Annotated in this window: 22 protein-coding genes; 21 read left to right on the top strand and 1 reads right to left on the bottom strand. The window is 54.0% G+C overall.

Going from position 1 to position 25,208, the window contains the following annotated elements; all coding sequences use genetic code 11:
* The first annotated feature begins 32 nt into the window (after nucleotides 1-32).
* From NSU18_RS03670 to NSU18_RS03650, 5 genes are all read left to right on the top strand, one after another.
* The gene (locus tag NSU18_RS03670; RefSeq protein ID WP_341148256.1) at nucleotides 33-1,655 is read left to right on the top strand and encodes an extracellular solute-binding protein; all 1,623 of its coding nucleotides are present in this window, start codon (nucleotides 33-35) and stop codon (nucleotides 1,653-1,655) included.
* 102 nt (nucleotides 1,656-1,757) lie between these two features.
* Entirely contained in the window at nucleotides 1,758-3,224 is a 1,467-nt protein-coding gene (locus tag NSU18_RS03665; protein WP_341148255.1) for a response regulator, read from the top strand.
* Nucleotides 3,221-5,053 carry a cache domain-containing sensor histidine kinase gene (locus NSU18_RS03660; RefSeq protein WP_341148254.1) on the top strand — a complete coding sequence of 611 codons (1,833 nt, stop codon included), beginning with the start codon at nucleotides 3,221-3,223 and terminating at the stop codon, nucleotides 5,051-5,053. The genes NSU18_RS03665 and NSU18_RS03660 overlap by 4 nt, the downstream gene beginning before the upstream one ends.
* Nucleotides 5,054-5,489: 436 nt before the next feature.
* Nucleotides 5,490-8,612 (top strand): family 43 glycosylhydrolase, encoded by a 3,123-nt coding sequence (locus tag NSU18_RS03655; RefSeq protein ID WP_341148253.1) that lies wholly within the window; start codon nucleotides 5,490-5,492, stop codon nucleotides 8,610-8,612.
* 20 nt (nucleotides 8,613-8,632) lie between these two features.
* Nucleotides 8,633-10,345, top strand: a complete 1,713-nt coding sequence (locus NSU18_RS03650; protein ID WP_341148252.1) for a hypothetical protein — start codon at nucleotides 8,633-8,635, stop codon at nucleotides 10,343-10,345.
* 314 nt (nucleotides 10,346-10,659) lie between these two features.
* Here the strand turns inward: NSU18_RS03650 and NSU18_RS03645 are convergent, their stop codons facing one another.
* A complete protein-coding gene (locus tag NSU18_RS03645) occupies nucleotides 10,660-11,637 on the bottom strand; it encodes a biotin--[acetyl-CoA-carboxylase] ligase (protein ID WP_341148251.1) in 978 nt (325 codons plus the stop codon).
* A gap of 249 nt (nucleotides 11,638-11,886) precedes the next feature.
* Between NSU18_RS03645 and NSU18_RS03640 the strand changes: the two genes are divergently transcribed.
* The 16 genes from NSU18_RS03640 (at nucleotide 11,887) to NSU18_RS03565 (ending at nucleotide 25,191) form a co-directional block, all read left to right on the top strand.
* Nucleotides 11,887-12,438 carry a biotin transporter BioY gene (locus tag NSU18_RS03640; RefSeq protein WP_341148250.1) on the top strand — a complete coding sequence of 184 codons (552 nt, stop codon included), beginning with the start codon at nucleotides 11,887-11,889 and terminating at the stop codon, nucleotides 12,436-12,438.
* Between the two features lie 6 nt (nucleotides 12,439-12,444).
* A complete protein-coding gene (locus NSU18_RS03635; RefSeq protein WP_341021883.1) occupies nucleotides 12,445-12,579 on the top strand; it encodes a hypothetical protein in 135 nt (44 codons plus the stop codon).
* A complete protein-coding gene (locus tag NSU18_RS03630) occupies nucleotides 12,531-12,845 on the top strand; it encodes a hypothetical protein (RefSeq protein ID WP_341148249.1) in 315 nt (104 codons plus the stop codon). Before NSU18_RS03635 ends, NSU18_RS03630 begins: the two co-directional genes overlap by 49 nt.
* A 20-nt stretch (nucleotides 12,846-12,865) precedes the next feature.
* Nucleotides 12,866-13,666: an ATP-binding cassette domain-containing protein gene (locus tag NSU18_RS03625; protein ID WP_341021885.1), complete on the top strand. Its 801-nt coding sequence runs from the start codon at nucleotides 12,866-12,868 to the stop codon at nucleotides 13,664-13,666.
* Nucleotides 13,651-14,505 carry an ATP-binding cassette domain-containing protein gene (locus tag NSU18_RS03620; RefSeq protein ID WP_341021887.1) on the top strand — a complete coding sequence of 285 codons (855 nt, stop codon included), beginning with the start codon at nucleotides 13,651-13,653 and terminating at the stop codon, nucleotides 14,503-14,505. Before NSU18_RS03625 ends, NSU18_RS03620 begins: the two co-directional genes overlap by 16 nt.
* Complete coding sequence (locus NSU18_RS03615) at nucleotides 14,502-15,266, top strand: energy-coupling factor transporter transmembrane component T family protein (RefSeq protein WP_341148248.1); 765 nt, start codon at nucleotides 14,502-14,504, stop codon at nucleotides 15,264-15,266. Before NSU18_RS03620 ends, NSU18_RS03615 begins: the two co-directional genes overlap by 4 nt.
* A gap of 42 nt (nucleotides 15,267-15,308) precedes the next feature.
* On the top strand, nucleotides 15,309-16,508 hold the full coding sequence (locus NSU18_RS03610) for a phosphoenolpyruvate hydrolase family protein (RefSeq protein WP_341148247.1): 1,200 nt from the start codon (nucleotides 15,309-15,311) through the stop codon (nucleotides 16,506-16,508).
* Nucleotides 16,509-16,582: 74 nt separating this feature from the next.
* Entirely contained in the window at nucleotides 16,583-17,800 is a 1,218-nt protein-coding gene (locus NSU18_RS03605) for a Tm-1-like ATP-binding domain-containing protein (protein WP_341148246.1), read from the top strand.
* Nucleotides 17,801-17,825: 25 nt separating this feature from the next.
* A complete protein-coding gene (locus NSU18_RS03600) occupies nucleotides 17,826-18,656 on the top strand; it encodes a phosphoenolpyruvate hydrolase family protein (RefSeq protein WP_341021892.1) in 831 nt (276 codons plus the stop codon).
* 363 nt (nucleotides 18,657-19,019) lie between these two features.
* Entirely contained in the window at nucleotides 19,020-19,307 is a 288-nt protein-coding gene (locus NSU18_RS03595) for a hypothetical protein (RefSeq protein ID WP_341021893.1), read from the top strand.
* Nucleotides 19,308-19,424: 117 nt separating this feature from the next.
* Nucleotides 19,425-20,795 (top strand): right-handed parallel beta-helix repeat-containing protein, encoded by a 1,371-nt coding sequence (locus NSU18_RS03590; protein WP_341148245.1) that lies wholly within the window; start codon nucleotides 19,425-19,427, stop codon nucleotides 20,793-20,795.
* Nucleotides 20,792-21,340, top strand: a complete 549-nt coding sequence (locus tag NSU18_RS03585; protein ID WP_341148244.1) for a nitrous oxide reductase accessory protein NosL — start codon at nucleotides 20,792-20,794, stop codon at nucleotides 21,338-21,340. Before NSU18_RS03590 ends, NSU18_RS03585 begins: the two co-directional genes overlap by 4 nt.
* Before the next feature lie 2 nt (nucleotides 21,341-21,342).
* Nucleotides 21,343-22,164 (top strand): ABC transporter permease, encoded by an 822-nt coding sequence (locus NSU18_RS03580; protein WP_341150978.1) that lies wholly within the window; start codon nucleotides 21,343-21,345, stop codon nucleotides 22,162-22,164.
* On the top strand, nucleotides 22,157-22,876 hold the full coding sequence (locus tag NSU18_RS03575) for an ABC transporter ATP-binding protein (RefSeq protein WP_341148243.1): 720 nt from the start codon (nucleotides 22,157-22,159) through the stop codon (nucleotides 22,874-22,876). The genes NSU18_RS03580 and NSU18_RS03575 overlap by 8 nt, the downstream gene beginning before the upstream one ends.
* Nucleotides 22,873-23,397: a redoxin domain-containing protein gene (locus tag NSU18_RS03570; protein WP_341148242.1), complete on the top strand. Its 525-nt coding sequence runs from the start codon at nucleotides 22,873-22,875 to the stop codon at nucleotides 23,395-23,397. Before NSU18_RS03575 ends, NSU18_RS03570 begins: the two co-directional genes overlap by 4 nt.
* 471 nt (nucleotides 23,398-23,868) lie before the next feature.
* Nucleotides 23,869-25,191, top strand: a complete 1,323-nt coding sequence (locus tag NSU18_RS03565) for an ABC transporter substrate-binding protein (protein ID WP_341148241.1) — start codon at nucleotides 23,869-23,871, stop codon at nucleotides 25,189-25,191.
* Nucleotides 25,192-25,208: the final 17 nt, after the last annotated feature.

Genomic DNA, 25,208 nt, shown 5'->3' with positions numbered 1-25,208 from the left:
AGCTATAATCTGGATTACTATCATGATAAGAGATGAAAGGGTGGTATACCGTGAAGACAGGCATCAAGAAAATATCGGCCGTTCTGTGCAGCACCGTGCTGCTGGCCGGCGTTGCAGCGGGCTGCGGCGAAAGTGACAAAGAGAGCAAAGAGACAGCCGCGCCGGAGTCGTCGAGTGCAGCAAAGTCCCCTTCTGATCCTCCTGCAAAGCTTACAGTGGAGGTGTTCGACAGAGGGGTTCAGGGCCAGCCGGATCTGAATAATAATTTCTGGACGAAATATGTGAATGAGCATTTCGGCAAGGCGAATAACGCCATTGTTGAATATGTACCGGTTCCCCGGTCCCAGGAGGTAGATAAGCTGAACGTATTAATGGCTGCAGGCCAGGCTCCGGACATCTCCTTCACCTATGACGGGACGCTGGTCACCCGCTTTGCCAAAAGCGACGGCCTCTACACGCTCGACGAGCTGCTGGAGAGCCACGGCCAGCAATTGAAGGCTTATCTTGGGGAGAATGTTCTCGCTTACGGCAAATATAACGACAAGCAGGTATCCATTCCGGGTAAGCGTACCCTGCTGGCCTGGAACGGGATGTTCATCCGTAAGGATTGGCTCGACAAGCTCGGGATGCCGCTTCCGACCAATAGAGATGAGTTATACAATACACTGGTAGCCTTCCGCGACAAGAATCCGGGCAATGTGAACGGCGTCATTCCTTGGGCAACGGCGGCAGCGGGCATGAACTACACCTTCGGCAACCTGGTTCAATCCTTCTGGGGACAGATGTCAGAGGAGGAATTCGTCACCACGCCAAACTGGCTGAAGCCGGGCAACAAGGATGCGTATAAATGGCTGAATAAGCTGTATAATGAGAAGCTGATCAGCCCCGATTTTGCCCTGGACAAAACCACCAAGCAGGCGGATGCAGATGTGACCAACGGCAAGGTCGGCTTCTATGCCGCCAACTGGGATTATCCGATGACCCAGAAAATCCGTGTTCCGCTGAAGCAAAACTCGCCGGATGCCCACTATGTTCCGGTGGATACCTTCAAGAATGCCGAAGGCAAATACCTCAAAGAGGTATATAATGAGAACGGGATCTTCTCCTTCATTCCCAAAAGCAGCAAAAATGCGGAGCTGGCGGTCAAATATCTGAACTGGATGGCGGACCCGGAGGTGATGTTCTTCCTGCAGTTTGGTGAAGAAGGCGTTCACCATACGCTGAAAGACGGCATCCCGCAAGGGATTGCACAGACCGGCGAGAAAATGCAGATGAGTAATTTGAACATGGACTATACGATGATTGTTAACGGCGCTGAGCTGGGCGACACCGAAAAGAACGTCAAAACCTATGCCGCAGCTCTGGCCTCCGGGGATACGCAGTATGAGGAGCTCGCGATGGAATCGTATAAAATTAATACTACAGACGGCTATTCCTCCTTCTATTACGGGGTGCCGAACGAAGCCAATATTAAGTACGGCAAGACGCTGGGCGATATGAACAAGCAGATGATTGACCGGCTGATCGTTGCCAAGGCGGCCGAGTTCGATGCCTTGTACGAAAAGCTCGTGAAGGAGTATATGGACGCCGGCGGTAAGGCGGTTCAGGATGAGAATGTGAAGAACTACAGGGAAGTCAAAGCAAATACCAAATAAATCTTGAAATACGGATAAACCACGACGATGATAAGAAGTGGTTTATCCGCATTTCGTTTGCCGGGTAAGCTCAGATGAATTCACAGGTTCAGGAGGACATCCATGTACAAGGTCATTATTGTAGATGATGAGTCGTGGGCGATTAGAGGGATCAGCAATGCCTTTGACTGGGAGCAGTATGGCTTTGAAATCTCGGGACAATTCACAAGTGCCTCCCAGGCGTGGGAAGCCATCGCCTTGCAGGAGCCGGATCTGGTGGTTACAGATATCCGGATGCCGGAGATTTCCGGGCTCGATCTGATGAAGCGTGCCAAAGCGCAGGGCATAGACACAGAATTCGTCATTATAAGCGGGTATGCGGAATTTGAATATGCCCAGGAAGCACTGCGCTTCGGGGCCTTGGATTATTTCCTGAAGCCGCTGGATGTGGATATGACCGATTCGTTCCTGGCGAAGCTCGCCCTGCACTTCTCCCGGCGAAGTGCGGCGCGCAATCACCTTCTGTTGGATGCGCTTACCTCGGCAGATGAAGAGGAGATCAAGCGCTGCCTTCCTGCCGGCATGAGTGCAGGCTGCTGTCAGGTGCTTGCTGTCCATTATGAGGCAGAGCGGCCGAAGCCGGCTGAACTGCTGAGACTGGACGGGCGGCCGGTTCATGTGCTGGTGGTAGAGAACGGAGCAAGCACCCTGCTGGCGGTTCTGATCACAGAGCAGGAGAGTGAGCTGAAAGGAATTACGGATGAATGGCCTGCGGCCGCGGGCAGCCCGGATCTTCCTGTTGTAGGGATCAGCAGCATCGGCAGCGGGCTTAAGCAGATCGGCAAGCTGATCAAGGAAGCTGAGCTGGCGGCCTCCCGGGTATTCGTGGATGAAGCTTCCAGCACGGTTCACTATAATCCCAAGCTGCCCTTGGTGAAGCCCTGTATAGATGAGCTGCATTCTATAGTTCATGGTAATCAATACGACAGCATTGAGACATACACCCTGGGCTTACAGGAATACTTCAGGCTTCATCAGCTGGGCATGAGCGAGGTTGTCTACCTATGGAATCAGGCTGTCGGACTTCTGACGAACGCTTATTCAGAGGAGCTCATGGACATGGAGCTTGAATTCCTGAATTATGCCGAGCTGAAGGAGCGGTTCGAGGACCTGGAGTCGCTGTGCAGCTTCCTGCATGACGTTCTTACCGTAATCCGGCAGGGGAACAGCCGCGCTTTGCAGGAAGGGGATATCCTCTCCTGCTTCAACCGGATGGTCGCCTATATTGACCGGAATTATGAGCAGAAGCTGTATCTGAAGGAGCTGTCGGTCCAATTTTTCATCAATCAGGTGTATTGCTGCCAATTGTTCAAGAAGAATCTGGGCAAAACCTTCTCTGAATATGTGGCTGACCTGAGGATCAGGAAAGCGCGCGGGCTTTTGCAGCAGACAGACCTGTCCATTGAGAGCATTGCCATCCAGTCCGGTTATTTAGATTACTATTACTTCAATAAGGTGTTCAAGAAGCACTGCGGGATGACGCCCGCCAAATTCAGGAAAAGGGAAGCCGAACGGAGCCGCAGGCCATGAAGACCCGCAAGGTGAAATTGAAGCATCAGCTATGGCTGTTCTTTTGCTGCTCCATTGTTATATTCACTGTGATGGAATTTTACTTCTTCTATAATTTCTCAACGCTTACTCAAAAGAGGGCGGTCACGTATAGCAACCAGATGATAGAGCAGACCCGCCGCAAAATTGATTCTGTATTCAATGATATCCGGATCAGTACCGGCTTCGCGGTCAACAGCAAGCTGATTCAGGAATTCACTATAGCCGATGATGATTACAAAAGGGCGTTCGACAGCGCTCCCTATGCTCTGGATCTGATGGAATATATGCGGTCCTTCAATTCCTATGTGAACGGCATCATGATCAATGACCTCCAGGGAAGACGGCTCTCCAGCGAGGATTCTGCAAGCGGCGATATTTTTTATATCAACCTGTATGACAGCTTTATCCGCCCGTACAAGAACGATCCTGCGCTTCGCCAGAAGGGGAAGTTCACTGCTATTCTGAAGGATGACCGGACAGGAACGGAACAATTCTTCTATATTGCTCCGATTGTGGAGTCCATCGGCGGTGTTCATTTCTCACAGATTACGGGCTACTGCATGGTGATGGTCAATATGGATAAAATGCAGGGGCTGGTCGCAAATACGGAATTAACGGAGAACTCCACCTTGTCCATCCTGAATAACCGGGACGAGGTGGTGGCCTCCACCAATTCCTATGCGCGGGGCAATGTGATCAAAGATGTGCTGTCTATGGATAAGAACCATTTGCTTAACGGGGTAAAGGCAACGATTGACGGCAAGGAGGTCCTCATTCAGGTGAAGGGGCTGGAGCAGGCTGACGGGTGGCGGGTGGTCAGTATGATCCCGGTGCAGGAACTCACTGCCGATATGATCCCCATGCGCAGGGTCAGCATTATTGTGGGGATTGGCATCATTGTCAGCATGATCCTAACCGGCAGCTTCTTCATGAGCAATCTGATGCGTCCCCTGATGGGGCTGGTCATGGATATGAAGAAGGTGGCCGGGCGGGACAGAGGCTTCCGGATCAAAGTCCGGTTCACCAACGAGGTAGGCCTGCTGGCCCAGGATATTAACCGGATGATGGATGAGATGGACGAAATGACCCGGGAGATGTTCAATACCCAGGCCAGACTATACGAATCCGAGCTGAGCCAGAAGCAGGCGGAGTTCTCTGCCCTGCAGAGCCAGATTAACCCCCATTTCCTCTATAATACGCTGAATTGTATCAGCAGCATCGGACTGGAGTACGGAAGCCGGGAGATTGCGCAAATTACGTACTGCATGTCCAAGATCTTCCGCTACAGCATCAAGAAGGATGATCTTGTGCAGATTCGTGAAGAGGTGGACTGCATCCAAGCTTACATGAAGATTATCCTGATCCGCTACGAGAATAAATTCTCGCTGGCACTTGACGTGGAGGAGAGCTTGCTGGGTATGCAGACCCCTAAGATGATTCTCCAGCCCATCGTGGAGAATTCGGTCTATCACGGGCTGGAGCGGATGGATCAGGGCGGAAGCCTTCAGATTACCGGGAGTCTGGATGAGCGCGGGGATGTGTGCTTCCGCATCACGGATACCGGCAGGGGGATGGAGCCGGAGGAACTGGCCGCCCTCCAGTCCAAGCTTGGCCTGGAGCAGAACGGGCTGGCCCTGACCGGCCAATCGGCACAGGGCATCGGGCTGCTGAATATCCATAACCGGCTGCGCCATCTGTTCGGAGAAGGCTACGGACTTACCGTTGACAGCCGGTTAGGCTATGGGACAACCGTGAACGTGAAGATTCCGAAGCTTCCGGGCAGCAGCAGCACGCTTCCGGACAAGTAGATTAATAGTAAGTGCGTGCGGATCAGATCAGGGTGCCTCCGTTAAACGGGAGGTGCCCTGTTTGGCTGTGTGGAGAGGGCTTAGCCTCATACCGCCTCTGTACCGGAGGAAGGCCTCTGGATGATTCAGGCGGGAAGGGGAAAATAGTTGGATTTAGTCCACCTTCTGATAGAGTTACAGCCCACCCGGACGCATTAGTTGGATAAACAGCACTTACTCAAGCGCTATTTACTTAAAGTGCCTGAATCCGTGAGCAGCAGTTGCTCTTTTTCCACTTGTTTCCCTGCAATCGCCAGAAGTCGAGAAATTAAGCTGCATTTATCCAATTATTTGATTACAAAAACAATTTAAGATCTTCCATTTTTTTAAGCCGCCCTGGAGGGTATTATGAGTACGCCAGACGGAATCATCATTCCTGCTAGAAGGAGATGAAAAAATGAAAGCGGTTAATTTTGCCTGGAAAGAACAGAAGTGGTCCAGAACAAGTGTCAAAGCTCTGCTGCTCAGCCTCGTGGTCCTGCTCATGCTGCCTCAGTGGGGAGGGGGCGCTGCGGCGGAAGAATCGGGGCCGGTTACGCCGGAGACGGTGATGGCAGCACAAGGGGGAACGAACGTGACGGATTTCTACAATGTCATCATGCAGACCGGGGCCGATCCCTGGGTATACAAGCACACGGACGGCTATTATTACAACACCTTTGTTAATGCCAGCGGCGTCATGGTCCGCAGGTCAAAGAGCATTATCGGCATTGAAGCAGGCGAGCGGAGTCTGGCTTGGTCGCCCGTTAAAGGAACCATGTACAGCTCCAATGTGTGGGCGCCAGAGATGCATTATCTCAAGGATACGGACGGTCAGTACAAATGGTATATCTACTTCGCAGCCGATAACGGAACCAACGCCAACCACCGCATGTATGTGCTGGAGAATGCCAGTGCCGATCCGATGAGCGGAAGCTGGACCTTCAAAGGCAAGATTACCGATGCCACGGACCGCTGGGCGATTGACGGCACTGTGCTGACGATCGGTGACCAGCACTACTTCATCTGGTCCGGCTGGGAGGATACCGATGGCAGCTTTCAGAATCTGTACATTGCCAGAATGAGCAATCCATGGACGATCAGCTCGCAGCGCGTGCTCCTGTCCACACCGGAATATGACTGGGAGACCTCCCCCGGCCGGATTAATGAAGGACCGCAGATTACGATCAAGGGGAACAAGATCAATCTGGTGTACTCCGCCAACGGAAGCTGGACAGACAGCTATAGCCTCGGATTAATCACAGCCGGCACCAGCGCCGATCTGATGAATCCCGCTTCCTGGACCAAGCTTAACCAGCCGATCTTCGCAAGCGCGAACGGTGTCTATGGCCCGGGCCATCACAGTATCGTGACTTCACCGGACGGTACCGAGGACTGGATCATCTACCATTCCGCCCGCTGGCCGGGCTCAGGCTGGACCCGCAATGTCCGCACGCAGAAGTTCTCCTGGAATACAGACAACACGCCGAACCTGGGAGAGCCTGTTAATCCGAACAATCCGATAGCAGTCCCATCAGGCGAGCCGGCCCGAATTCGTTATGAAGCCGAACAAGCTCTGCTTGTAAAAGATCCGGCTGGCGCTTCATCCCCGGCGGTCCGGCGCGAAAGCTCCGCCTCCGGCGGGATGAAGATTACCAGCCTCGCGAACACCTTCGACTATGCCCAGTTCAATGTCAATGTGCCGGAAACGGGCTTCTACGTGCTGTCCGTGCGTAACAGCAACGGCTCAGCGAATGCGGGGGATGCCTCTCATATCCTGTCGGTCAACGGCGGCTCCGGAGCGTCGATGAATATCGTCTATTCCGGCGCGAACCGCTGGGGAGCCTCTACGGCGAAAATCTATCTTCAGCAGGGAGACAATGTTCTCCGCTTCTTCAAGGGGAACAATCTGGCGGACATCGACAGCCTGGATTTATCCCGGCTGAATACCTCGGAGCTGCTGTTGGGGGCTCCCGGATATACGCTGGGACTTAACGAGACCCGCAGCCTGCCCCTCTATACAGTAACAGGAACTACCTATTCTGCTGTCACGGCAGGCGTGGTCCTGACCTCGTCTGATACGAACGTAGCCGTTATTCAAGCTGGGAATCAAGTGAAGGCCGCCGGAGCAGGAAATGCAACCATTACCGCCTCCTATAACGGCAAAACCGCAACCGCAGCAGTTAACGTCAAAGCTGATCCGAAAACAGTGCAGTCCTTGGTGCTCACCGGGCCGGAGCCTGTGCTGATCAGCGGCCAGACCAGCTCACCGCTGTGGGCAACAGCACTTTACAACAATTATGAAGTTCAGGATGTAACCGCGAGTGCTCAGTACACCAGCAGCAATCCAGGCGTGGCGGCCATTGACCCGGCAACCCATACAGTAAGTGCTGTTCAACCGGGCACGGCGCTAATTACAGCCGTATCAGGCGGCAAGCAAGCTACTTACCCAATAACATTTATTAACGCTTCAAATGCCGTTCAGGTCACAACAACACTGAAGACGCCTTCGGGAGTGGTTCCTTCAATTCCAGTAGTTGTTAATTCTGTATACCATAACCAGCCGGTTCAGGCACAGGTAACCGGCAGCGAGACGGCAGGTCTGGACTTCAGTACCATTGGCACGGTTCAGATGCCTGTGACCCTCAAGATAGACGGGCAGGAGTTCTCTTCCACGATTTCTGTAGAGGTTGTGCCGGGCTATGGCCTGGATGAGATCGTGAATCAGCTTCGCAGCAAGCTGGCTAATAACTCCTATCCGCTTGGGAACGGGGCAGGCAATTATAGCGGAGCCAAGTACGCTGACTTCGTTGCCGCCGTGGATCATGCGGAGGCGTTGGCCGGTAATGCGGAATTGACGCAGGCGCAGTTCAATGCAGAGCTGAATGCACTTGCTGAAGCGGAAGCCGCCTTGCTGGCTTCACTGAATACCACACAGAACGGGATAACCTATAAGGCTTACCGGGATTTCTCCGGCGATACAACCGGCAAATATCCCTATGGCATTACAACGCAGGATCTGACGAATGGCGCCGCCGCTGTGGTTCAGGAGGAAGCAGGCAATAAATTCCTGCGGTTAACCACAACCTCAGTAGCAGGCAAAGCCAACCTCTTCTTGCCTTATGCGGGCGATGTAAACGCTGAGGGGAATCAGCGGATTGTTATCGAGTACCGTGTCCGGTTAAACAGCAACTTCCAGTATGCCAACGGCGCTATGGTAAGAAATGATAGCGGGACCGGAAACTATTCGATGGTGACAGCGTTTGATTCCGGTAAAATCCTGGTGCAGAATGGCGGTTCCAACAAGGTCAAGGTGAGAGACTTCTCGCTGGGCACGTGGTATAGCATCAAAATGGTCGCGAACTGGGATGCCAAGACGTACAGCGTCTATATCAACAATGAAACTGTTCCGGCTGCTACAGATTTCGCCTTTCGTCATACGGGCGGCAGCACATTGACCGGACAACTGTTCGGCGTTGACGGCTATGCGAATGCGTCTATCGACTTCGACGACTTCAAGGTCAGTGTTACCGGAGATTAAGCAGCGGAGGGATAGACAACATGGCAAGTCAAACTTACGAAAAGTTCACGCCGTTACTGAGTGCCAAGCTCGTTCTGGGTTATCTGACCTCTATGGTGGATGCGCAGGAAGATAATCTGCCCTATTGGCTTGTACTGCCGCATAAGAAGCCAGCTGAGGCTGCCCACTGCCGGGTGGACGATGCGGAGCTGGTCGGCTCCTGGTATGAGGCTATAGATGCGGTGCGCAAAATGCTGAAGACGGGGGAAGGCGCTGCGGTGCAGCAATCCTTTTACCGTCATCTGATGAAGTCCTGGGGGGAGCACGGCCTGCGCTTTCATGAGCCTTATCCGTGGACGCACACGAATCATAGCTCTTTTCACGAGATGGGCTATATTCTTCCTGCGCTGAACCGGATGCTGGAGAATGATCCCGGGGATGTGGAGGCGGAGAGCAGAGCGGCCGGGCTGGTCAGGGGAATGCGTTCCCTGGTGATCGAGCGGACGGTCCGAACATTCTGGTCGGGGGATTATGAGGAGCAGGAGCCGCTCTACGAATTCCCGAATGATGTGTATTTGAAGGACGGCGGCTTCGATCTGTCCAGGCATACCGGGCGGGGGGAGCAGGCAATCCGCAATGCCATTGTTCTTCATTCTCTGGTGCGCAGATATGAGCTTGCCGGAGATGAGGCGGCACTTGATCTCGCAACGGGTCTCGCCAACCACCTGCTCGGACCTTCACGCTATTTCAATTATAAGATGGAATTCTTCGGACATGTCCATTCTGCAGGCTGGGTAGCTTCCGGTCTGGTACGTCTGGGCCGGGTAACGGGCAAGGAGTGGTATATTACCGCAGGGAAAGGAATCTATGATTATATCCGCAGCCTGTCCTCCTCCTTCGGTTGGGTGCCTGAGTATGCCCAGTGGCATCCGCCGCATGAGGAGCATTGCGAGACCTGCTGCATCAAGGACATGATCGAATGTGCAAATGAGCTGATTTTGGCCGGGTATGAGGAATATTGGGAGGATATGACCTTGTACGCGCGGAACCAGCTGGTGGAGAATCAGCTAAAGGTATCTGCCTACGTGGTCACAGACAACACCCGGCCTGACGAAGCAGGCATAACCTACAGGGAGATTGATACAAGAATGATCGGGGGCTTCACCGGAGGCTCACTCGTGAATTCCATGTCGTTATCCAGGTTCCGCTCTATTGCGGGCTGCTGCGTCGGCATGGCTCCGGTAGCCCTGGAGATCATATGGAATCGGGCGGTGGAATTCCAGAATGGCACAGTAATCGTCAATATGCCGGTGGATAAGGAGACGGACGAGGCTACCGTCACCATGAGCTATCCCGATCAGGGATATATGTCCATGACAGCCAAGCAGCCGTGTAATGTTGCGGTACGGGTCTATGACTGGATGGGGACGGACCTCACCGTTAGGTTAAATGGAGCCGTATGTGCAGCCGCACGGGAAGGCAATCTGCTTGTGATCCGCAGTGTTGGAGAAGGGGATACGGTAGAGCTTGCGCATCCGCTGGAGACGGTGGTGGTGAAGGAGACGGTGCGCGGCGAGGAATACAAGGTCTCCTGGAGAGGCTGTGATGTCGTGGATATCGCTCCCCGGGGAGAGCATTTGTGGCTGTATCAACGGGATCTGCGCATCCCGAAGGTGTATCCCGCGCCGGAAGATGTTCACTTCACCGGAGCGGCCAATTACGGTCCCACCCAGCAAGCGCAGGGGAGTAAATAACTTCAGCACTGAAGCAAGCCACAACTAAGCCGTAATTGAAAAACCGCACCCCGCAAGCGTCGCTTGCGGGGTGCGGTTTGTTTGCTTGTTCATACACTTCTACTCCTTTGCTTTTTTAATATCGCGCTAACCAGCTCGGAATATTTATGATCTTCAAGCAGACCATGACCCATAAAGTCAGTAAAGTATTTGCTAAGCTATGCTGCATCTATTTTCTGGCATCAATCAATTCACGCGTCAAATATCCGGGCCGAAACAATGGCATTAAAAAACCACAACCCGCAAATAACGCTTGGGAATTGTGGTTTGAGGCGTTAGAGCAGAATACGAACCTCGCCGCTCGACAGATATTCCTCTTCGCCATTCGGATACCGGACCTTCAGGCGGCAGTCATTGTCGATATCAACGGCGGTTGCCGGTTGCTCTTGATGCTCCTTAACAACCATAATTGTCTCGCCCAAGGACATCATGCGCTGGCGGTAATCGGGCAGGAACAGCCGTTCCTTAAGCTGCTCATAATAGGCCATGAAGCGGTTCAGCACTTCGGCTGTAAGCCGGTTCCGCAAATCCCCTTCGGGATTGCCTGCCTGATAGATAGAGGTCGCAACCTCAGACAGCTCTGCGGGAAAGCCGCCGGAGGGCAGTGTCACATTGATCCCGATCCCGAGCACAGCATAATCCAGCCACTCGCTCTCCAGAGACAGGGAAGCCTCGGTGAGGATTCCGCACACCTTTTTACCGTTCATGAATACGTCATTCACCCATTTGATCTGTGTGCTGAGGTCGGACACTCTCTCGATAGCCAGAGCAACCGCAACGGCAGCAGAGGTAGTCAGTAGCGTAGCATCCGCCGCCGACAGCCGGGGACGCAGCAGAATGCTCATATAGATGCCTGTCCCCGCAGGGGAAAAGAAAGGCCGGCCTTTCCGGCCACGCCCGGCGGTCTGCTCCTCCGAGAGAATGACTTTGCCTTCCGATTCTCCGCCGGAAGCCAGCGCCTTCACCAGCTCGTTCGTGGAAGCCACGCTCTTGAAGACCTCAAGCCGCAGCTTCTGGCCCCGGGGATCCAGGTATTTGGACACCGCTGCGGCGGACAGAATGTCCGTCTGCGGGGACAGGGAGTATCCTTTATTGGTAACGGCCTGAATGGAGTAGCCATCGCTTTGCAGTGCTTTGATGGCCTTCCAGACTGCGCTGCGCGTCACGGATAACCGCCCGGCGATATCCTCGCCGGAGAAGTACTCACCCTTATTGCTGTCCAGTAAGGCCAGGATATGTTCTTTGACTGTCATGCCTATAACCCTCCACAAGTCTAACGTTCCGAACTCATCTCTTTAAGTATATTAACATGCTTAGGATCATTAGAAAAATCAAGACTTTTCGTTATTTCTTTAGGGCATCTTATATGATTCAATTGTGAACCTATAATTAAATAATGGTTTACAATAGAACCATCCTCCACTATAATTCAGCTTATTGGCTGGACCCCCTAACCGGAAGGCCGTCCAGTTCTTATATCTTATCTCGTGGAGGTTATTGAATTGAGAATTAAAGAGTTGGTCTATGCGGCCTTATTTGCCGCGCTAATCGCGGTGCTGGGCTTGATTCCGCCCGTATCCCTAGGCATTATTCCTGTACCTGTCACTGCCCAGACGCTTGGCGTCATGCTGGCCGGCTGTTTCCTGGGCTGGCGGACGGGTGCGCTCAGCCTGATCGTTTTCCTTATCCTCATTGCGCTAGGCTTGCCGGTCTTACCAGGCGGACGCGGCGGGCTGGCTATCCTGGTTGGACCGACAGGAGGCTATTTGTTCAGCTGGCCGCTGGCAGCCGGGCTGATCGGCTGGTTCGCTGAAGCGGTCTGGCCGAAGCTCCGGGCCTGGAAGCTGTTCGCTGTTAATCTGATCTTTGGCGTTCTGCTCGTTAATCTGATCGGCGCTTCGGCCATGGCCTGGATCACACATACTCCGCTCTGGACCGGACTTGCCGGGTCTGCGGCTTTTCTGCCCGGAGATCTGATCAAGGCTCTGCTGGCCGCCGTCATCACCATGCAGCTCCGGGCGCTCAGTCCGCTTGAAGACAAGAGAAGGGGATAGACAGCGATGAATCTGGCAGAGCTTATTCTGGAGCGTGCACAGCAGGTCCCGCACCGCATCGCGATATCGGACGGACAGGAGATTATGCGGCTATGGATGGGGAGGGGCAACTGCGCCTGGCCGGACGCGCAGGCAGTATGATCAAGAGCGGAGGACTGAAGGTGTTCCCCGAGGAAGTCGAGGCCGTACTGCTCCGCCATCCCGCGGTCCTGGTCCTGGCCAAGCGGACGCCAGTCGGCAGAATCGGCGGACAGCTCTGTACGCTGGAACCGGAGCAGCTGCTGGCTCCGCTGATTCAGCGGTTAATCCATGAGGCCCGTCTGCCTCCCGAATGGATTGACGATGGGGCTGGCTGTACTTGTCGAAGGGATACCCCGCAGATGAGCGGGTATGAAAGTGAAGGATAGAACAGAAAGGAGCAGCGCCAATGCTGATTTTTGACCGGGTGAATTATGATTACCGGCAGAGGGAGCCTGTGCTCCGCCAGCTTAGCTTCGGGATTCATCCCGGTGAATTCGTAGCCGTCACCGGAGCGAACGGCAGCGGCAAATCCACAGCCGCCAAGCTAATGAACGGGCTGCTGCGGCCTAGAAGGGGAGAGGTAAGATTGGGGGCACTTAGTACCCTGAACCGGGATGATCTTGTGAGCATCCGTGAGCGGGCCGGACTTGTCTTCCAGAACCCGGACGATCAGTTTATCACGGCGTCGGTGCTGGATGAAGTGGTGTTCGGACTGGAGAATCTGCGGGTGCCGGGAGCAGAGATGAGGCAGCGTGCAGAGGCTGCCCTGCGGGCTGTGCAGATGGAAGCCTACGCAGACGCCTCTCCGCATCAGCTATCCGGCGGACAGAAGCAGCGGGCCGCCGTGGCTGCTGTTATCGCCATGCAGCCGGAGATTCTGATCCTGGATGAAGCAACCTCCATGCTCGACCCGCAGGGGAGACAAGAGCTTCTTCAGCTTCTGCATGGCCTGCACCGGCAAGGCCTGACGATCATCCACATCACGCATCATATGGATGAGGTGCTGGCCGCTGACCGCGTTCTGCTGCTAAACAACGGGGAACTGGCCTATGACGGGCCGCCTTCCCGCTTGTTCAGCAATAACTCTATCGCCGGGCAGGCGCTGGAGCTACCTTTTACAGCCAGATTGTATCAGGCTCTTGGACTAGATGTATCCGTAAGCGCGGACTGGAAGGAGGGGATCAGGCAATTATGGGCTATGCGTTAAGGGATATAAGTGTAAGGCTGGACGGCCGGGATATCCTGCGTTCGGTAAGCTGCCATCTGCAGGAGGGGAAGTGGATCTCGCTGATCGGCCGGACCGGGGCCGGGAAGTCTACTTTTGCCAAGGTGGTTAAAGGGCTGATTCCCTTCTATAGAGGCGAATACACACAGCATGGACAGCCTATGCCAAAAGACCGCCACGGACGGCTGAAGGTGGTTCCGCAGATCGGCTATGTTTTTCAGTATCCGGAGCACCAGCTCTTTGCGGCGACGGTGGAGCAGGAGCTGGCGTTTGCGCTCACTGTGCAGGGGGTATCCAGAACAAGCGTGGACCAAGCTATTCATGCGGTTATGGAAAAGGTGGGGATACCCGCTGTGCTTCTTCCGCAGAATCCGTTCCAGCTCAGCGGGGGGCTGAAGCGGCGGGTGGCGATAGCTTCTGTGCTGATTGCGGACCCGGAGCTGCTGATTCTGGATGAGCCGGCGGCAGGGCTTGATCCAGGCAGCAGAAGGTCACTGCTCTCCCGGCTCCGAAGCTGGCAGAAGGAGAACAGGCGGACGGTGCTGTTCATTTCCCATCAACTGGAGGACGTAGCCGAATATTCGGATGAGGTGATTCTTTTCCATGAAGGGCGCAGCTTGGGTCACTACGGGGTGAATGAATTATTCCTGAAGCGCCCGGAGCAGATGGAACAGGCTGGCCTGCCTCTGCCGGAGCCGGTGCAGCTCTTAAGACTCATGGAGCAGTTATCCGGGCAGAGGCTGGAGCCGGCAAGCTGCCGGGAAGCCGATATTATGGAACGGGTCAGAGCAGTCTGGCACGGCAAAGGCAAGCTGGCATGAGCACTGCGACCGCTTGGGGGCAGTATGTCCATTCCAATTCTGTCATTCACCAGCTTGATCCGCGGACCAAGCTGGTGAGCGTCGTTGTGTTCACCCTGTGCTGTATGCAGCTAAGATCACCCTGCGGATATTTGGCAGCTGCTGTACTTGCAGGGAGTTCCATGCGGTTATCCCGTCTCCCGCTTCGTCTGTACCTCGGCGGCTTACGGCCGGTGCTCTTGTTCCTGCTGCTGCCGCTATGCTATCATCTTCTGTTCAACCGGAGCCAGGCCGGTATCATGACGGAAATATTCAACCTCTGGCGCATTCTGCTTCCGGTCGCGTTTGCCCTGGTCCTGACACGGACCACAAAGCCGCTGGATCTGGCCAAAGGCCTGGAAGTCATGTGCAAGCCGCTCGCCCGTCTGGGGATTCCTGTGGAAGCCTTCGCACTGATGGTCATGCTGGCGGTCCGCTTCATTCCGACCATCAGCCAGGAGCTGGACCGCATTCTTATGGCGCAGAAGGCACGGGGCTGCGAAATTGGGAGCCTCCGAGGCCGCCAGCGGCTTCAAGCCTGCCTGCGTTTAATCATTCCGCTGCTGGTTACTACAATCGGCCGGGCCGAGCAGCTCGCTATGACCATTGAGGCCAGAGCTTACGGAGACGGGAGGGGCCGGACCTCGTTCAGAGTGCTGCACTTCTCGCGAATGGATGCTGCGGCAGGGGGAATCATGCTTGTGTATACTCTGCTGATTCTATCAGGCTGGCGGCCATGGTAAGATGGACAAGAAGTGAACAATGTTAGAGAGAAGGGATGACACTTGAACCGGCCTGCTATTCTGGAACGGCTCCAGACACAGCTTCGAGAAGGCAACCATATTATCGGTGTCTCAACAGGCACGGGAATTACAGCCAAGGTTGCCGCTGACAGCGGAGCAGACTTCATTCTCATGCTGAATTCGGGCAAGTTCAGGCAGATGGGGAGAAGCTCGCTGGCTGGGTTCCTGCCCTTCTGCAACAGCAATGAGATGGTGATGGATTTTGCCTCGAAGGAGATAGTGCCGCTGGTGAGAGACACTCCGGTGCTGTTCGGGCTGAATGCGAATGATCCAACGAGAGAAATGTCCCTTTATATAGAAGAGATCAAGGCCAGAGGCTTCGCGGGAGTGAACAATTATCCGACGGTCGGCCTGATCGACGGGGTGTTCAGAGAGGCGCTGGAGGAAGACGGGATCAGCTATGACAGAGAGGTTGAGGCTATACGTCTGGCTCATCAGCAGGGGTTGTTCACCGTGGCCTTCGTCTTCGACGAATCCCAGGCGGTCCAAATGGCCGAAGCGGGGGCAGATGTGATCTGTGTGCATCTCGGCCTGACCGTAGGCGGATTGCTGGGGGCGCGGAAGGTCGTCTCCCTGGAAGCTGCCAAGGCGAAGGCCCTGCGCATTCTCACTGCCTGCGGGGAGGTTAAGCCTGAAGTCATTAAGATGATTTACGGCGGGCCGGTCAAGACTCCGGTTGATGTTCAGTACATGTACAGCAGCAACACGCAGATAATGGGCTACATTGGCGGCTCAGCCTTTGAACGGATTCCCTCCGAGATGTCGATTACATCCATAACCCGCGATTTCAAGCGCCTGGGCAAGCTGGATGAGGATGATCTCATGGTCAAAATGCTCAGCGGCATCACCCGGCATTACGATTACGTAGAATTCGTCAAAGAATATGTCGCCCAGAATTACAGCGAGGAAGTTGTGTTCGCAGATCTGGCCAAGGTGGCGCATGTGTCACGCAGTTATTTGAGCAGCTTATTTAAAAAAGAAGTCGGGTGCAGCTTCCAGAGCTATCTGGTCGGTTTCCGTATGCAAAAGGCTGCCATCCTGCTCCAGGCCCCGCACCTGCCATTATCCGAGGTGTCCGCAATGGTCGGCTACCCCGACTATGCCCAGTTCAGCAGAATGTTCAAAAAGCTTATGGGCTGCTCGCCCAAGCAGTACAAATCTAACCTAAACACAAAAACATAGGACATAAAAGCGTTTTCATATATAAAAATGCCCGGTATGATGAATCTATGATACGCATACGAGGAGGCAGCAGAATGAAGACGATCGCTATAGCTGGAACGTTTGATACGAAGGGTGAGGAGTACCTGTACATCAAGCAGCTTGCAGAGGAGCTGGGCCTCAAAGCCCTGATGATCCATACCGGTGTTTTCGAGCCGGCCTTCCTTCCCGAGGTGTCTAACCGGGAGGTCGCTTCCGCCGCAGGGGTGGAGCTGGACGAGCTTGTTGCTAAGAAAGACCGGGCGTTAGCTACAGAGGTGTTGTCAAAAGGACTGGAGCAGCTCGTTCCCCGGTTATACCAGGAGGGCAAGTTTGACGGCATTATTTCCTTCGGGGGCACCGGCGGAACATCACTGGTTGCTCCTGCTATGAGGGCCCTGCCGATTGGCGTACCGAAGGTGCTGGTATCGACGGTGGCCTCCGGAAATACCGCCCCCTATGTCGGTACCAGCGATATTATGATGATTCCGTCTGTCGTGGATGTCTCAGGCCTCAATTCGATCTCGACAAGAATATTCAGCAATGCGATGTTTGCCATCGCAGGCATGCTCCTGTTCGAAGCAGACTATGAACCGGAGAAAAAGCCGCTGGTAGCAGCCACCATGTTCGGAGTGACCACGCCTTGTGTGACCGAAGCGCGCAAATACCTGGAGGAGCGCGGCTACGAGGTGCTGGTATTCCATGCAACCGGAATTGGCGGACAATCGATGGAGGCGCTGATCGAAGCGGGTTTCATTGAAGGAGTGCTGGATTTAACCACTACCGAATGGGCGGATGAGCTGATCGGCGGCGTCTTGAATGCAGGGCCGCACCGCCTGGAGGCCGCAGGCCGCAACCGTATTCCGCAGGTCGTCTCGGTGGGCGCTCTGGATATGTGCAACTTCGGACCGGCGGATACCGTACCGGAGAAGTTCAAGGACCATAGGTTCTATCAGCATAATCCCACCGTCACCCTGATGCGGACGACCGTGGAGGAGAATGAGCAGATCGGCAGAAAACTGGCCGAGAAGCTCAATATGGCGACAGAGAGCACGGTGCTGATGCTGCCGCTTGGCGGCATTTCAGCCATTGATGTGGAGGGGCAGCCTTTCTACGGCCGTGAAGAGGACCGGATGCTGTTCGATACCCTGCGCCGGCAGGTGGACCGCTCAAGGGTTGAGCTGATCGAAATGGACTGTGCGATTAATGATCCGGCTTTTGCCGAGGCGGCAGCCCGGAAGCTGGTTGATCTCATGCAGGCTGCGAAGGCCTGAACCACACATTAAGGAGGAGCTACTAATGAATAAACTGACCAGAGCCGAGATTATGGATAGATTCAAGCAAGAGGTGAAGGCGGGCAAAATTCTTCTTGGTGTCGGGGCAGGCACGGGGATTACCGCCAAGAGCAGTGAGGCAGGCGGAGCGGATATGCTGATTGTGTATAATTCAGGCCGTTACAGAATGGCAGGACGCGGTTCACTGGCAGGCTTGCTGTCGTATGGGGACGCCAATCAGATCGTGGTGGAGATGGGCTCGGAGGTGTTGCCTGTCGTCAAGGATACGCCCGTTCTGGCAGGGGTATGCGGCACCGACCCGTTCCGGGTGATGGAGGTCTTCCTGAAGCAGTTGAAGGAGCAGGGCTTCAGCGGTGTGCAGAATTTCCCGACAGTGGGTCTGATCGATGGCGTATTCCGGCAGAATCTGGAGGAGACCGGGATGGGCTACGGGCTGGAGGTCGAAATGATCCGTATCGCCCATGAGCTGGATATGCTGACCACCCCGTATGTATTTGATCCTGAACAAGCGCGGGCCATGGCAGAAGCAGGCGCAGATATTCTGGTTGCCCACATGGGTCTCACCACCAAGGGCACCATCGGTGCAGTTACCGCGCTGACGCTGGACGATTGTGTAGAGCGTATTGAAGCGATTATCGAAGCCGGACGGGCGGTCAATCCGGAGATTATGATTATCTGCCACGGCGGCCCGATTGCTGAGCCGGAGGATGCGGCTTATGTCATTCAGCGGACGAAGGGCATCCATGGATTCTTCGGCGCATCGAGCATTGAGCGCTTCGCCGCGGAGCAGGGAATCACCCGCCAGACCGAGTCGTTCAAAGCGATTGGGCAATAAGCAAGAAGATAAGATCAAAAATTAAAGACCACAGCCCGGCTTCCGCCGATTGTGGTCTTTTTTTGTTATTATAAGCTGCGATGAGGGATGGGGCCCCATACCCGTAACATTTTAGAGAAATCCTGCAAAAAGTGCAACAATGCTGCCCAATAGAAGCGCCAGATACTGAAATCCTGCATGAAATGCAACAAAGCCAGCGATAACTTGATTTAATCACCGGAATTCCTGCAAATGATGCAACAATGTACAATAGGCAGTAACATTTTTTAGAGAAATCCTGCAAAATGTGCAACAATGCGATCCATACAAACGGTCCGAGAGAGGAAACGCTCAGAATTGGTGAGAGATAGGCGGAGCACCACCATGAAAAGAAAAAGCACTTCAGAACGTATGCGAAAACCAACTATAATACGTGGACAAAAAGGAATATGGGACTGGATGCACGGGCTGTACAATGCCAACGGCCGTAGCACAGTGAAGGGGATTGACGGCGAAAGCTTCCGTATGCTGAATTCATTCTGGGGCAAGGATGATCATGAGGTGTTCTTGCTTCAAGACTGGAGGCGTGCAGAAGACGCCCGGTTCATCTATACAGTTACAGATAACAATACGATTAATCACATTTTAGACACATTTTTTTGTCAAGGATAGCTAAAATGGGCTATGGTCAGCGGAGCTCCTATTACCTACAATGGGAGCGTTATCATTGCACAGCTGTAAGGCTGGAATTGGGAACATTACTACGTCACTATGTCGAGGGAGTGAACAATGCTAATCTCACAAGGCTTTCGTCCATCCCGTTACACCAAAGTAAGGGCTGTACTGTTGGCAGGCTTGTTCATTATATGCCTGTTCTGCTGCCGTGAGGTCAATGCAGGGAGCAGTACAGAAGCGGCTCTTCCGCTTCAGCCCATCATTGATTCAGCCAGTGAGGGAGATCTCATCACCCTGGCTCCGGGAACCTATTCCGGTCCGGTCCGGCTGAATAAGCGGGTGACGATTAACGGTAACGGCAAGGCAATTCTGCTGCATACGGCTAAAGATGAACAGGCGGCGGTGCTGATCGCAGCAGACGGTGTAAGGCTTGAGAATCTGAAGATACAGCAGAATAACGACGGGGAAGCGGCAGCTGTACGCGTTGAAGCGGACAGGGTCACCTTGAAGGGACTGGTGATTCATTCGGCAGGGTACGGAATACTGCTGCGTGAAGCCGATGGCGGAGTGATCTCGGATAATAAAATAAGCTGGTTCATCCCCAAAGGAGAAGCACCGGGAACGAGAGGCAACGGGATCGATCTCTATAACTCTCACGGTGCTGTGATCCGGGGCAACGACATCGTTTATCTGCGAGATGGCATCTATCTGGAGAACAGCCGCAATACGGTGGTGGATCAGAACAAGCTTGCTTATCTGCGTTACGGGGTCCATTGCATGTATATCAATGGCTCGAAGGTCACTAACAACACCGGGGAATACAACATTACCGGCGCGATGGTGATGGGCGTAACGGATGTGGTGGTGTCCGGGAACTCCTTCCGCAAGCAGAGCCGGAATGTACATTCACAGGGAATTCTGCTCTACGATGTGCAGAATTCAGAGATTATGAACAACCGGGTCGAAGGCAACCGGGTGGGGATCTACATGCAGCAGTCCTCAGATAACAAGCTGCAGCAGAATCTGGTGCTCCGCAACTATATCGGTGTACAGTTCGAGAATGCAGAGGGCAACCGCTTTGAGCGTAACGGGTTTATTGCGAATGTCATTGAGGCCCAGGCCACAGGCAGCAGGAACAATGATATGAACGGGAATTACTGGGACGCCTTTGGCGGACTGGATCTCACGGGGGACGGGGTTAGCGACCTGAAGTATGCGATCAACCCCTTCTATCAACAGTTGGTAGCCGGGAATGCAGCGTATCAGCTGTTTTTCCAGTCACCGGGGATGACCTTCCTGAGTGATATGTACACCGGCGGTTCGGCAGGGTGGTCCACAGATTCAGCGCCGCTGATGCAGCTTGAGGCAGGTACAGTTAGCCCGGATCAGGCGGCAGGCGGACAAGGCACGGTCATGGTAGTAGGCTGGCTGCTGCTGTTCCTGTCTGTCATTACAATCATATACTTGGGGGTATTGCGGTTATGAAACGATGGAGTCTGGTATTTATGGTAGCAATGAGTCTGGTGATCCTCGCGGCCTGCGGGCAGAAGAAGTACGAGCCGGTAGCGGTTAATGAAGATGTCGATATCTGCGTGGTCTGCAATATGCAGGTGAAGGATGATGCCTTCGCCACTCAGCTAACGACCAAGGACGGCAAGAATTATAAGTTCGATGATATCGGCTGTATGAATGAGTGGAAGAAGAGTAACGGCACGGAGCAGATCGGCATGGATTATGTCCGCGACTATAACGACAAGAGCTGGGTTGAATTCAGCAAGGCGAGCTATGTATATGACGCTTCTCTGCGTACACCTATGGCTTATGGAGTGATTAGCTTCAAGGACAAGGCGGCAGCAGAAGCGTTCGTGAAGGAGCAGGGGGTAGGCGCTGTGCTGACCGCCGGAGAGCTGGCCTCCCATGAATGGAAGCAGAACAAGGATATGATGAACATGGGCATGCAGAGCGGGGAAGGTCATATGGAGGAGCATAGCTCAGAGGAAGGCACGCATTCCGATGAGACGGATATGTGAGTATGGCTGACATCCTGCACATTGCCCGCAGAGAGCTTAAGATGGGCTTCCGCAACCCGTGGGCCTATTCTTTCCTGGTCTTATTCTGCACCTTCAGTCTCGGGCTGCTGCTGATCCATGCGAATAATGCGGTGGAAGGCTATACTGCCGTTACGGGCTCCATGCTGAGCCTGATTCTGTATCTTTTGCCGCTGATGACATTATTTCTGGGCTCCTTCTCACTGACCTCGGAACGGGAAGACGGAAGCTGGCAGCTCTTATCCACCTATCCCATTGGAACCATGTCCTTCGTTCTGGGAAAATACACCGGTATGGCCGCTGTCCTGCTGACGATTGTAGCGTTTGGTTACGGGCTGATGGGGCTGGTCAGCGGCCTGCTCGGGATGGCTTTTGCGGCGGATACTTACTTCCTGTTCCTGGCCTTCTCGGCAGGTCTGGTCTTACTGTTCCTGACTCTCGCCCTCTTCATTGGCTCGTTATCCCGCAACCGCTGGCAGGCCTTGACGATCTCTGTAGCGGTCTGGTTCTTCGCTGTAATCGGCTGGCCGACGTTCCTGATCGCAGGCCTCGGGCTGCTCCCGTATCTCTGGATCAAGCCTGCGCTGATCGTGCTGACGATTCTTAATCCGGCTGAACTGGTGCGTCTGTTCGTGGTGGTAAAGCTGGGCGGAGGGTCGGTCCTGGGACCGGAATATTATCAGTGGGTGGAATGGATTAGCCGTCCGGGCGGCAGTCTGCTGTTCCTCGGGGTCTGCACGGCCTGGGTACTGCTGTCTGTCTTAGCGGTATATTGGATCTGGGAGAGGGGGCGTTCCCGTGGATAACCCGTTGGTGCAGGTGAAAGAGATTACCAAGGTCATAGGGCGGCAAGCACTGGTTGAAGAGATCAGCTTCCAGGTTCCCGGCGGCAGTATACTTGCCTTGTGCGGCGGGAATGGAGCCGGCAAAAGCACGGTGCTGCGGATGGTAGCCGGGATAGTGCAGCCGACTTCCGGCGAAATTACATTAAACGGGCTGAAGTGGAAGCAATCCCGCAAGCGCTTTTCCATGCAAATCGGCTATATGCCGGATGATTATCAATTCAGCCACGGACTGTCTGCGGAAGAGCTGCTGAATTTCTGGGCGGCATTGCGCCGGATTCCCAGACGCAAAGAGCGGGTAGAGGAGGTGCTGGCTTTAGTCGGGCTTGCGGATAAACGCAACACCCTGGTGACTACCTTCTCCAAGGGGATGCGCCAGCGCGTCCTGTTCGCGCAAGCGCTGCTGGCGAAGCCGCCGCTCCTGATTATGGATGAGCCGACTAACGGGCTGGACCCGTTCTGGATGAACGAATTCGTGAAGCTGCTGCAGGACATCCGTGAAGAGGGGCATACCGTCCTCTTTTCCACCCATCAGCTGGAGATTGCGGACCGGGTGGCTGATCAGATTGTCTTCTTGAATCAGGGCAAGCATGTGGGCTCAGGCACAACGGCAGAGATCCGTGCAGAATTCGGTTCGCTGTACGCCGCCTTTCACCACAGTCTGGGGCTGGAATGAAGCTGCGCCGGATCGTTACTCTGCTGATTATTACCGCTGCCTCCGCTGCCGGAATCTGGGTGTACCTTCAGCAGTCCAGCCAGCCTCCTGCCGGGAGAATGACTATAGGGGCTTCAGCTCCGGCGTTCGAAGCGGTAACCTTGCAGGGGGAGAAAGTGAGTCTCAGTGAATACAAGGGCCGGGTCGTGCTGCTTAACTTCTGGGCTACCTGGTGCAAGCCCTGTATGCGGGAAATGCCGCTCTTAAATGAACTAAGCCAATCCGCAGAGCTTCCAGTCGAGACCTTGTTCGTGAACGCTGGGGAATCTAAGGGGACGGTATCGGAGTATATGGCGGAGCAGCGATTTTCATTTCCCGTAATTATCGATGTTACCGGAAGGATATCTGCCTCGTATAGCGTCAATGCACTGCCGACAACTTATATCATCAATAAGGAGGGCGGGATAAGCAAAATCGTGGCCGGAGAGATCGGGGATCTCGATAACCTAAAGCAATGGCTGGTTGAGGCCGGAGCTGAATAATTATATTCTATACAAAGTATAAAAACGGTAAGCTCTCCCAAAGTCATGAAATACAGATAATTATTATCTTTCAAAAAAAGCGAAACAGACGATTTAACTGTTTCGCTTTTTTATCTTAGAAGAAAATTTCCAGAAGGGATTTTTTAATTTTCAGCAATTCTGCATAAGTAATTACATCTTTTTTCCAAGCGGGCGGTGTTCTTCAGGGGCGTTTGGCTTAGCGTTTTGGACTGAGGTGCTCTTATCAGGGAAGAAAGTGGTCACATGGGTGATTAACGGACCCTCCATTCGTTTAAATCTGATTTTAGAACTCAAAAAAGAAAAATTATTTCTTTATTTATTTTATTTTAGGAAAAATACTTTATTTAAATCCGAATTCTGCTATACTCATTGCAAAGAGGGAGCAATAAGTCAGGAATCCTGACGCGGGAAGGGCGCTCGCCTTACACTTAATCTGAGGGGGAATGTGGTGTGGGAACTAACAGAAAGAGCTTCACAGTATCGCTGCTGCTGACCATGTCTATGCTGCTTGCGGCTTGCGGAGGAAATGGCAACACCAAGGGGACAACGGATGCCGGAAGCACCGGAGCACCAGGCACGGGCGCTGAAGCTACGGCTGCGGCAGAGCCGGTGAAGCTTGAATTCTGGACGATTGCACTTCAGCCTACGTTCAATGATTACTTCAATAATCTGATCACCCAGTATGAGAGCAGTCACCCCGGGGTGACGGTGGAGTGGAAGGACTATCCCTATGATGCGATCTCGCAACGGCTGTTGACTAGTACAGCAAGCGGCAAGAGTCCCGATGTCGTGAATCTCAACACCGAATTCGCCAGCCAGTTAGGCAGTAAGGGAGCGCTGCTGAATCTGAACGAGTACCTGACGGATGAGCAGGCGAAGAGTTATTTTGAGGGGATTTATAATTCTACGGTATTGGGCGGCCAGGCTTATGCGCTTCCCTGGTACACAGGCACAGAGGTGCTGTTCATGAACAAAAAGCTGGTAGAGAAGGCCGGCCTCGACCCTGCCAGTCCGCCACAGACCCGCGAGGAGCTAGTGGAGTGGGCCCGCCAGGTTCATGAGAAGACCGGGGCTGCGGGATATGCACAGCAGCTGGTCTCCAAGCTGTTCCCGATTGACGGCATCCCGATTCTGAACGAGGACAAGACGGCCGCAGCCTTCAATACGCCGGAAGCCGAGGCCATGATCACCCAGATGCGCGATCTGATGAAGGAAGGCGTGGTACTCAAGGAGGATGCGGACTTCAGCAAGCAAATCCAGTATTTCTCCGGTGAGCAGGTGGCCTTCCAGCTATCCGGCCCGACGTTCATTAACTTCATTAAGACCTCCGCGCCGGATGTCTACAAGAACACCATCGCTGTCCCGCTGCCGACAGGCAAGGCAAATCTGCGTCTCTCCAACTCCATGAACCTGGTGGTGCCGCAGAAGTCGAAGAACCCGCAGCAGGCAGTCGAATTCGCCGCCTTCCTTACGAACGCCGAGAACCAGACAGCCTTCTCCAGGGTCGCCAACACACTGCCGTCAAGCAAGGCGTCGATTCAAGATCCGTTCTTCACCGACTCTGACGGTTCACTCGAAGCTGAAGCGAAGGTGGCTTCCTCGCAGAGTCTCGACAAGGCTACCGATTATATGGTCGGAGTCCCAAGCGCCGCAGATATCAACTCTGCACTTGCACGGGGCCTGCAGGAGATTCTGATGAACGGCGCAGACATCAAGGAGACGCTGAACAAGGTAGAGAAGGAAGTCAATAATATTATCAGTCAGGGTTCCTAAGCTGCTGAAGCATAGCT

The sequence above is a fragment of the Paenibacillus sp. FSL H8-0048 genome (assembly GCF_038002825.1).
GTDB lineage: Bacteria > Bacillota > Bacilli > Paenibacillales > Paenibacillaceae > Paenibacillus_AQ.
Note: the sequence above shows the minus strand (reverse complement) of the source record. Positions and strands in the feature narration are given on the sequence as shown.

What these genes read in the sequence shown, in the direction of transcription:
- NSU18_RS03670 (WP_341148256.1), top strand. Translation starts at nt 33, where the DNA reads ATGAAAGGGTGGTATACCGTGAAGACAGGCATCAAGAAAATATCGGCC.
- NSU18_RS03665 (WP_341148255.1), top strand. Translation starts at nt 1,758, where the DNA reads ATGTACAAGGTCATTATTGTAGATGATGAGTCGTGGGCGATTAGAGGG.
- NSU18_RS03660 (WP_341148254.1), top strand. Translation starts at nt 3,221, where the DNA reads ATGAAGACCCGCAAGGTGAAATTGAAGCATCAGCTATGGCTGTTCTTT.
- NSU18_RS03655 (WP_341148253.1), top strand. Translation starts at nt 5,490, where the DNA reads ATGAAAGCGGTTAATTTTGCCTGGAAAGAACAGAAGTGGTCCAGAACA.
- NSU18_RS03650 (WP_341148252.1), top strand. Translation starts at nt 8,633, where the DNA reads ATGGCAAGTCAAACTTACGAAAAGTTCACGCCGTTACTGAGTGCCAAG.
- NSU18_RS03645 (WP_341148251.1), bottom strand. Translation starts at nt 11,637, where the DNA reads ATGACAGTCAAAGAACATATCCTGGCCTTACTGGACAGCAATAAGGGT.
- NSU18_RS03635 (WP_341021883.1), top strand. Translation starts at nt 12,445, where the DNA reads ATGAATCTGGCAGAGCTTATTCTGGAGCGTGCACAGCAGGTCCCGCAC.
- NSU18_RS03630 (WP_341148249.1), top strand. Translation starts at nt 12,531, where the DNA reads ATGGATGGGGAGGGGCAACTGCGCCTGGCCGGACGCGCAGGCAGTATG.
- NSU18_RS03625 (WP_341021885.1), top strand. Translation starts at nt 12,866, where the DNA reads ATGCTGATTTTTGACCGGGTGAATTATGATTACCGGCAGAGGGAGCCT.
- NSU18_RS03620 (WP_341021887.1), top strand. Translation starts at nt 13,651, where the DNA reads ATGGGCTATGCGTTAAGGGATATAAGTGTAAGGCTGGACGGCCGGGAT.
- NSU18_RS03615 (WP_341148248.1), top strand. Translation starts at nt 14,502, where the DNA reads ATGAGCACTGCGACCGCTTGGGGGCAGTATGTCCATTCCAATTCTGTC.
- NSU18_RS03605 (WP_341148246.1), top strand. Translation starts at nt 16,583, where the DNA reads ATGAAGACGATCGCTATAGCTGGAACGTTTGATACGAAGGGTGAGGAG.
- NSU18_RS03600 (WP_341021892.1), top strand. Translation starts at nt 17,826, where the DNA reads ATGAATAAACTGACCAGAGCCGAGATTATGGATAGATTCAAGCAAGAG.
- NSU18_RS03595 (WP_341021893.1), top strand. Translation starts at nt 19,020, where the DNA reads ATGAAAAGAAAAAGCACTTCAGAACGTATGCGAAAACCAACTATAATA.
- NSU18_RS03590 (WP_341148245.1), top strand. Translation starts at nt 19,425, where the DNA reads ATGCTAATCTCACAAGGCTTTCGTCCATCCCGTTACACCAAAGTAAGG.
- NSU18_RS03585 (WP_341148244.1), top strand. Translation starts at nt 20,792, where the DNA reads ATGAAACGATGGAGTCTGGTATTTATGGTAGCAATGAGTCTGGTGATC.
- NSU18_RS03580 (WP_341150978.1), top strand. Translation starts at nt 21,343, where the DNA reads ATGGCTGACATCCTGCACATTGCCCGCAGAGAGCTTAAGATGGGCTTC.
- NSU18_RS03570 (WP_341148242.1), top strand. Translation starts at nt 22,873, where the DNA reads ATGAAGCTGCGCCGGATCGTTACTCTGCTGATTATTACCGCTGCCTCC.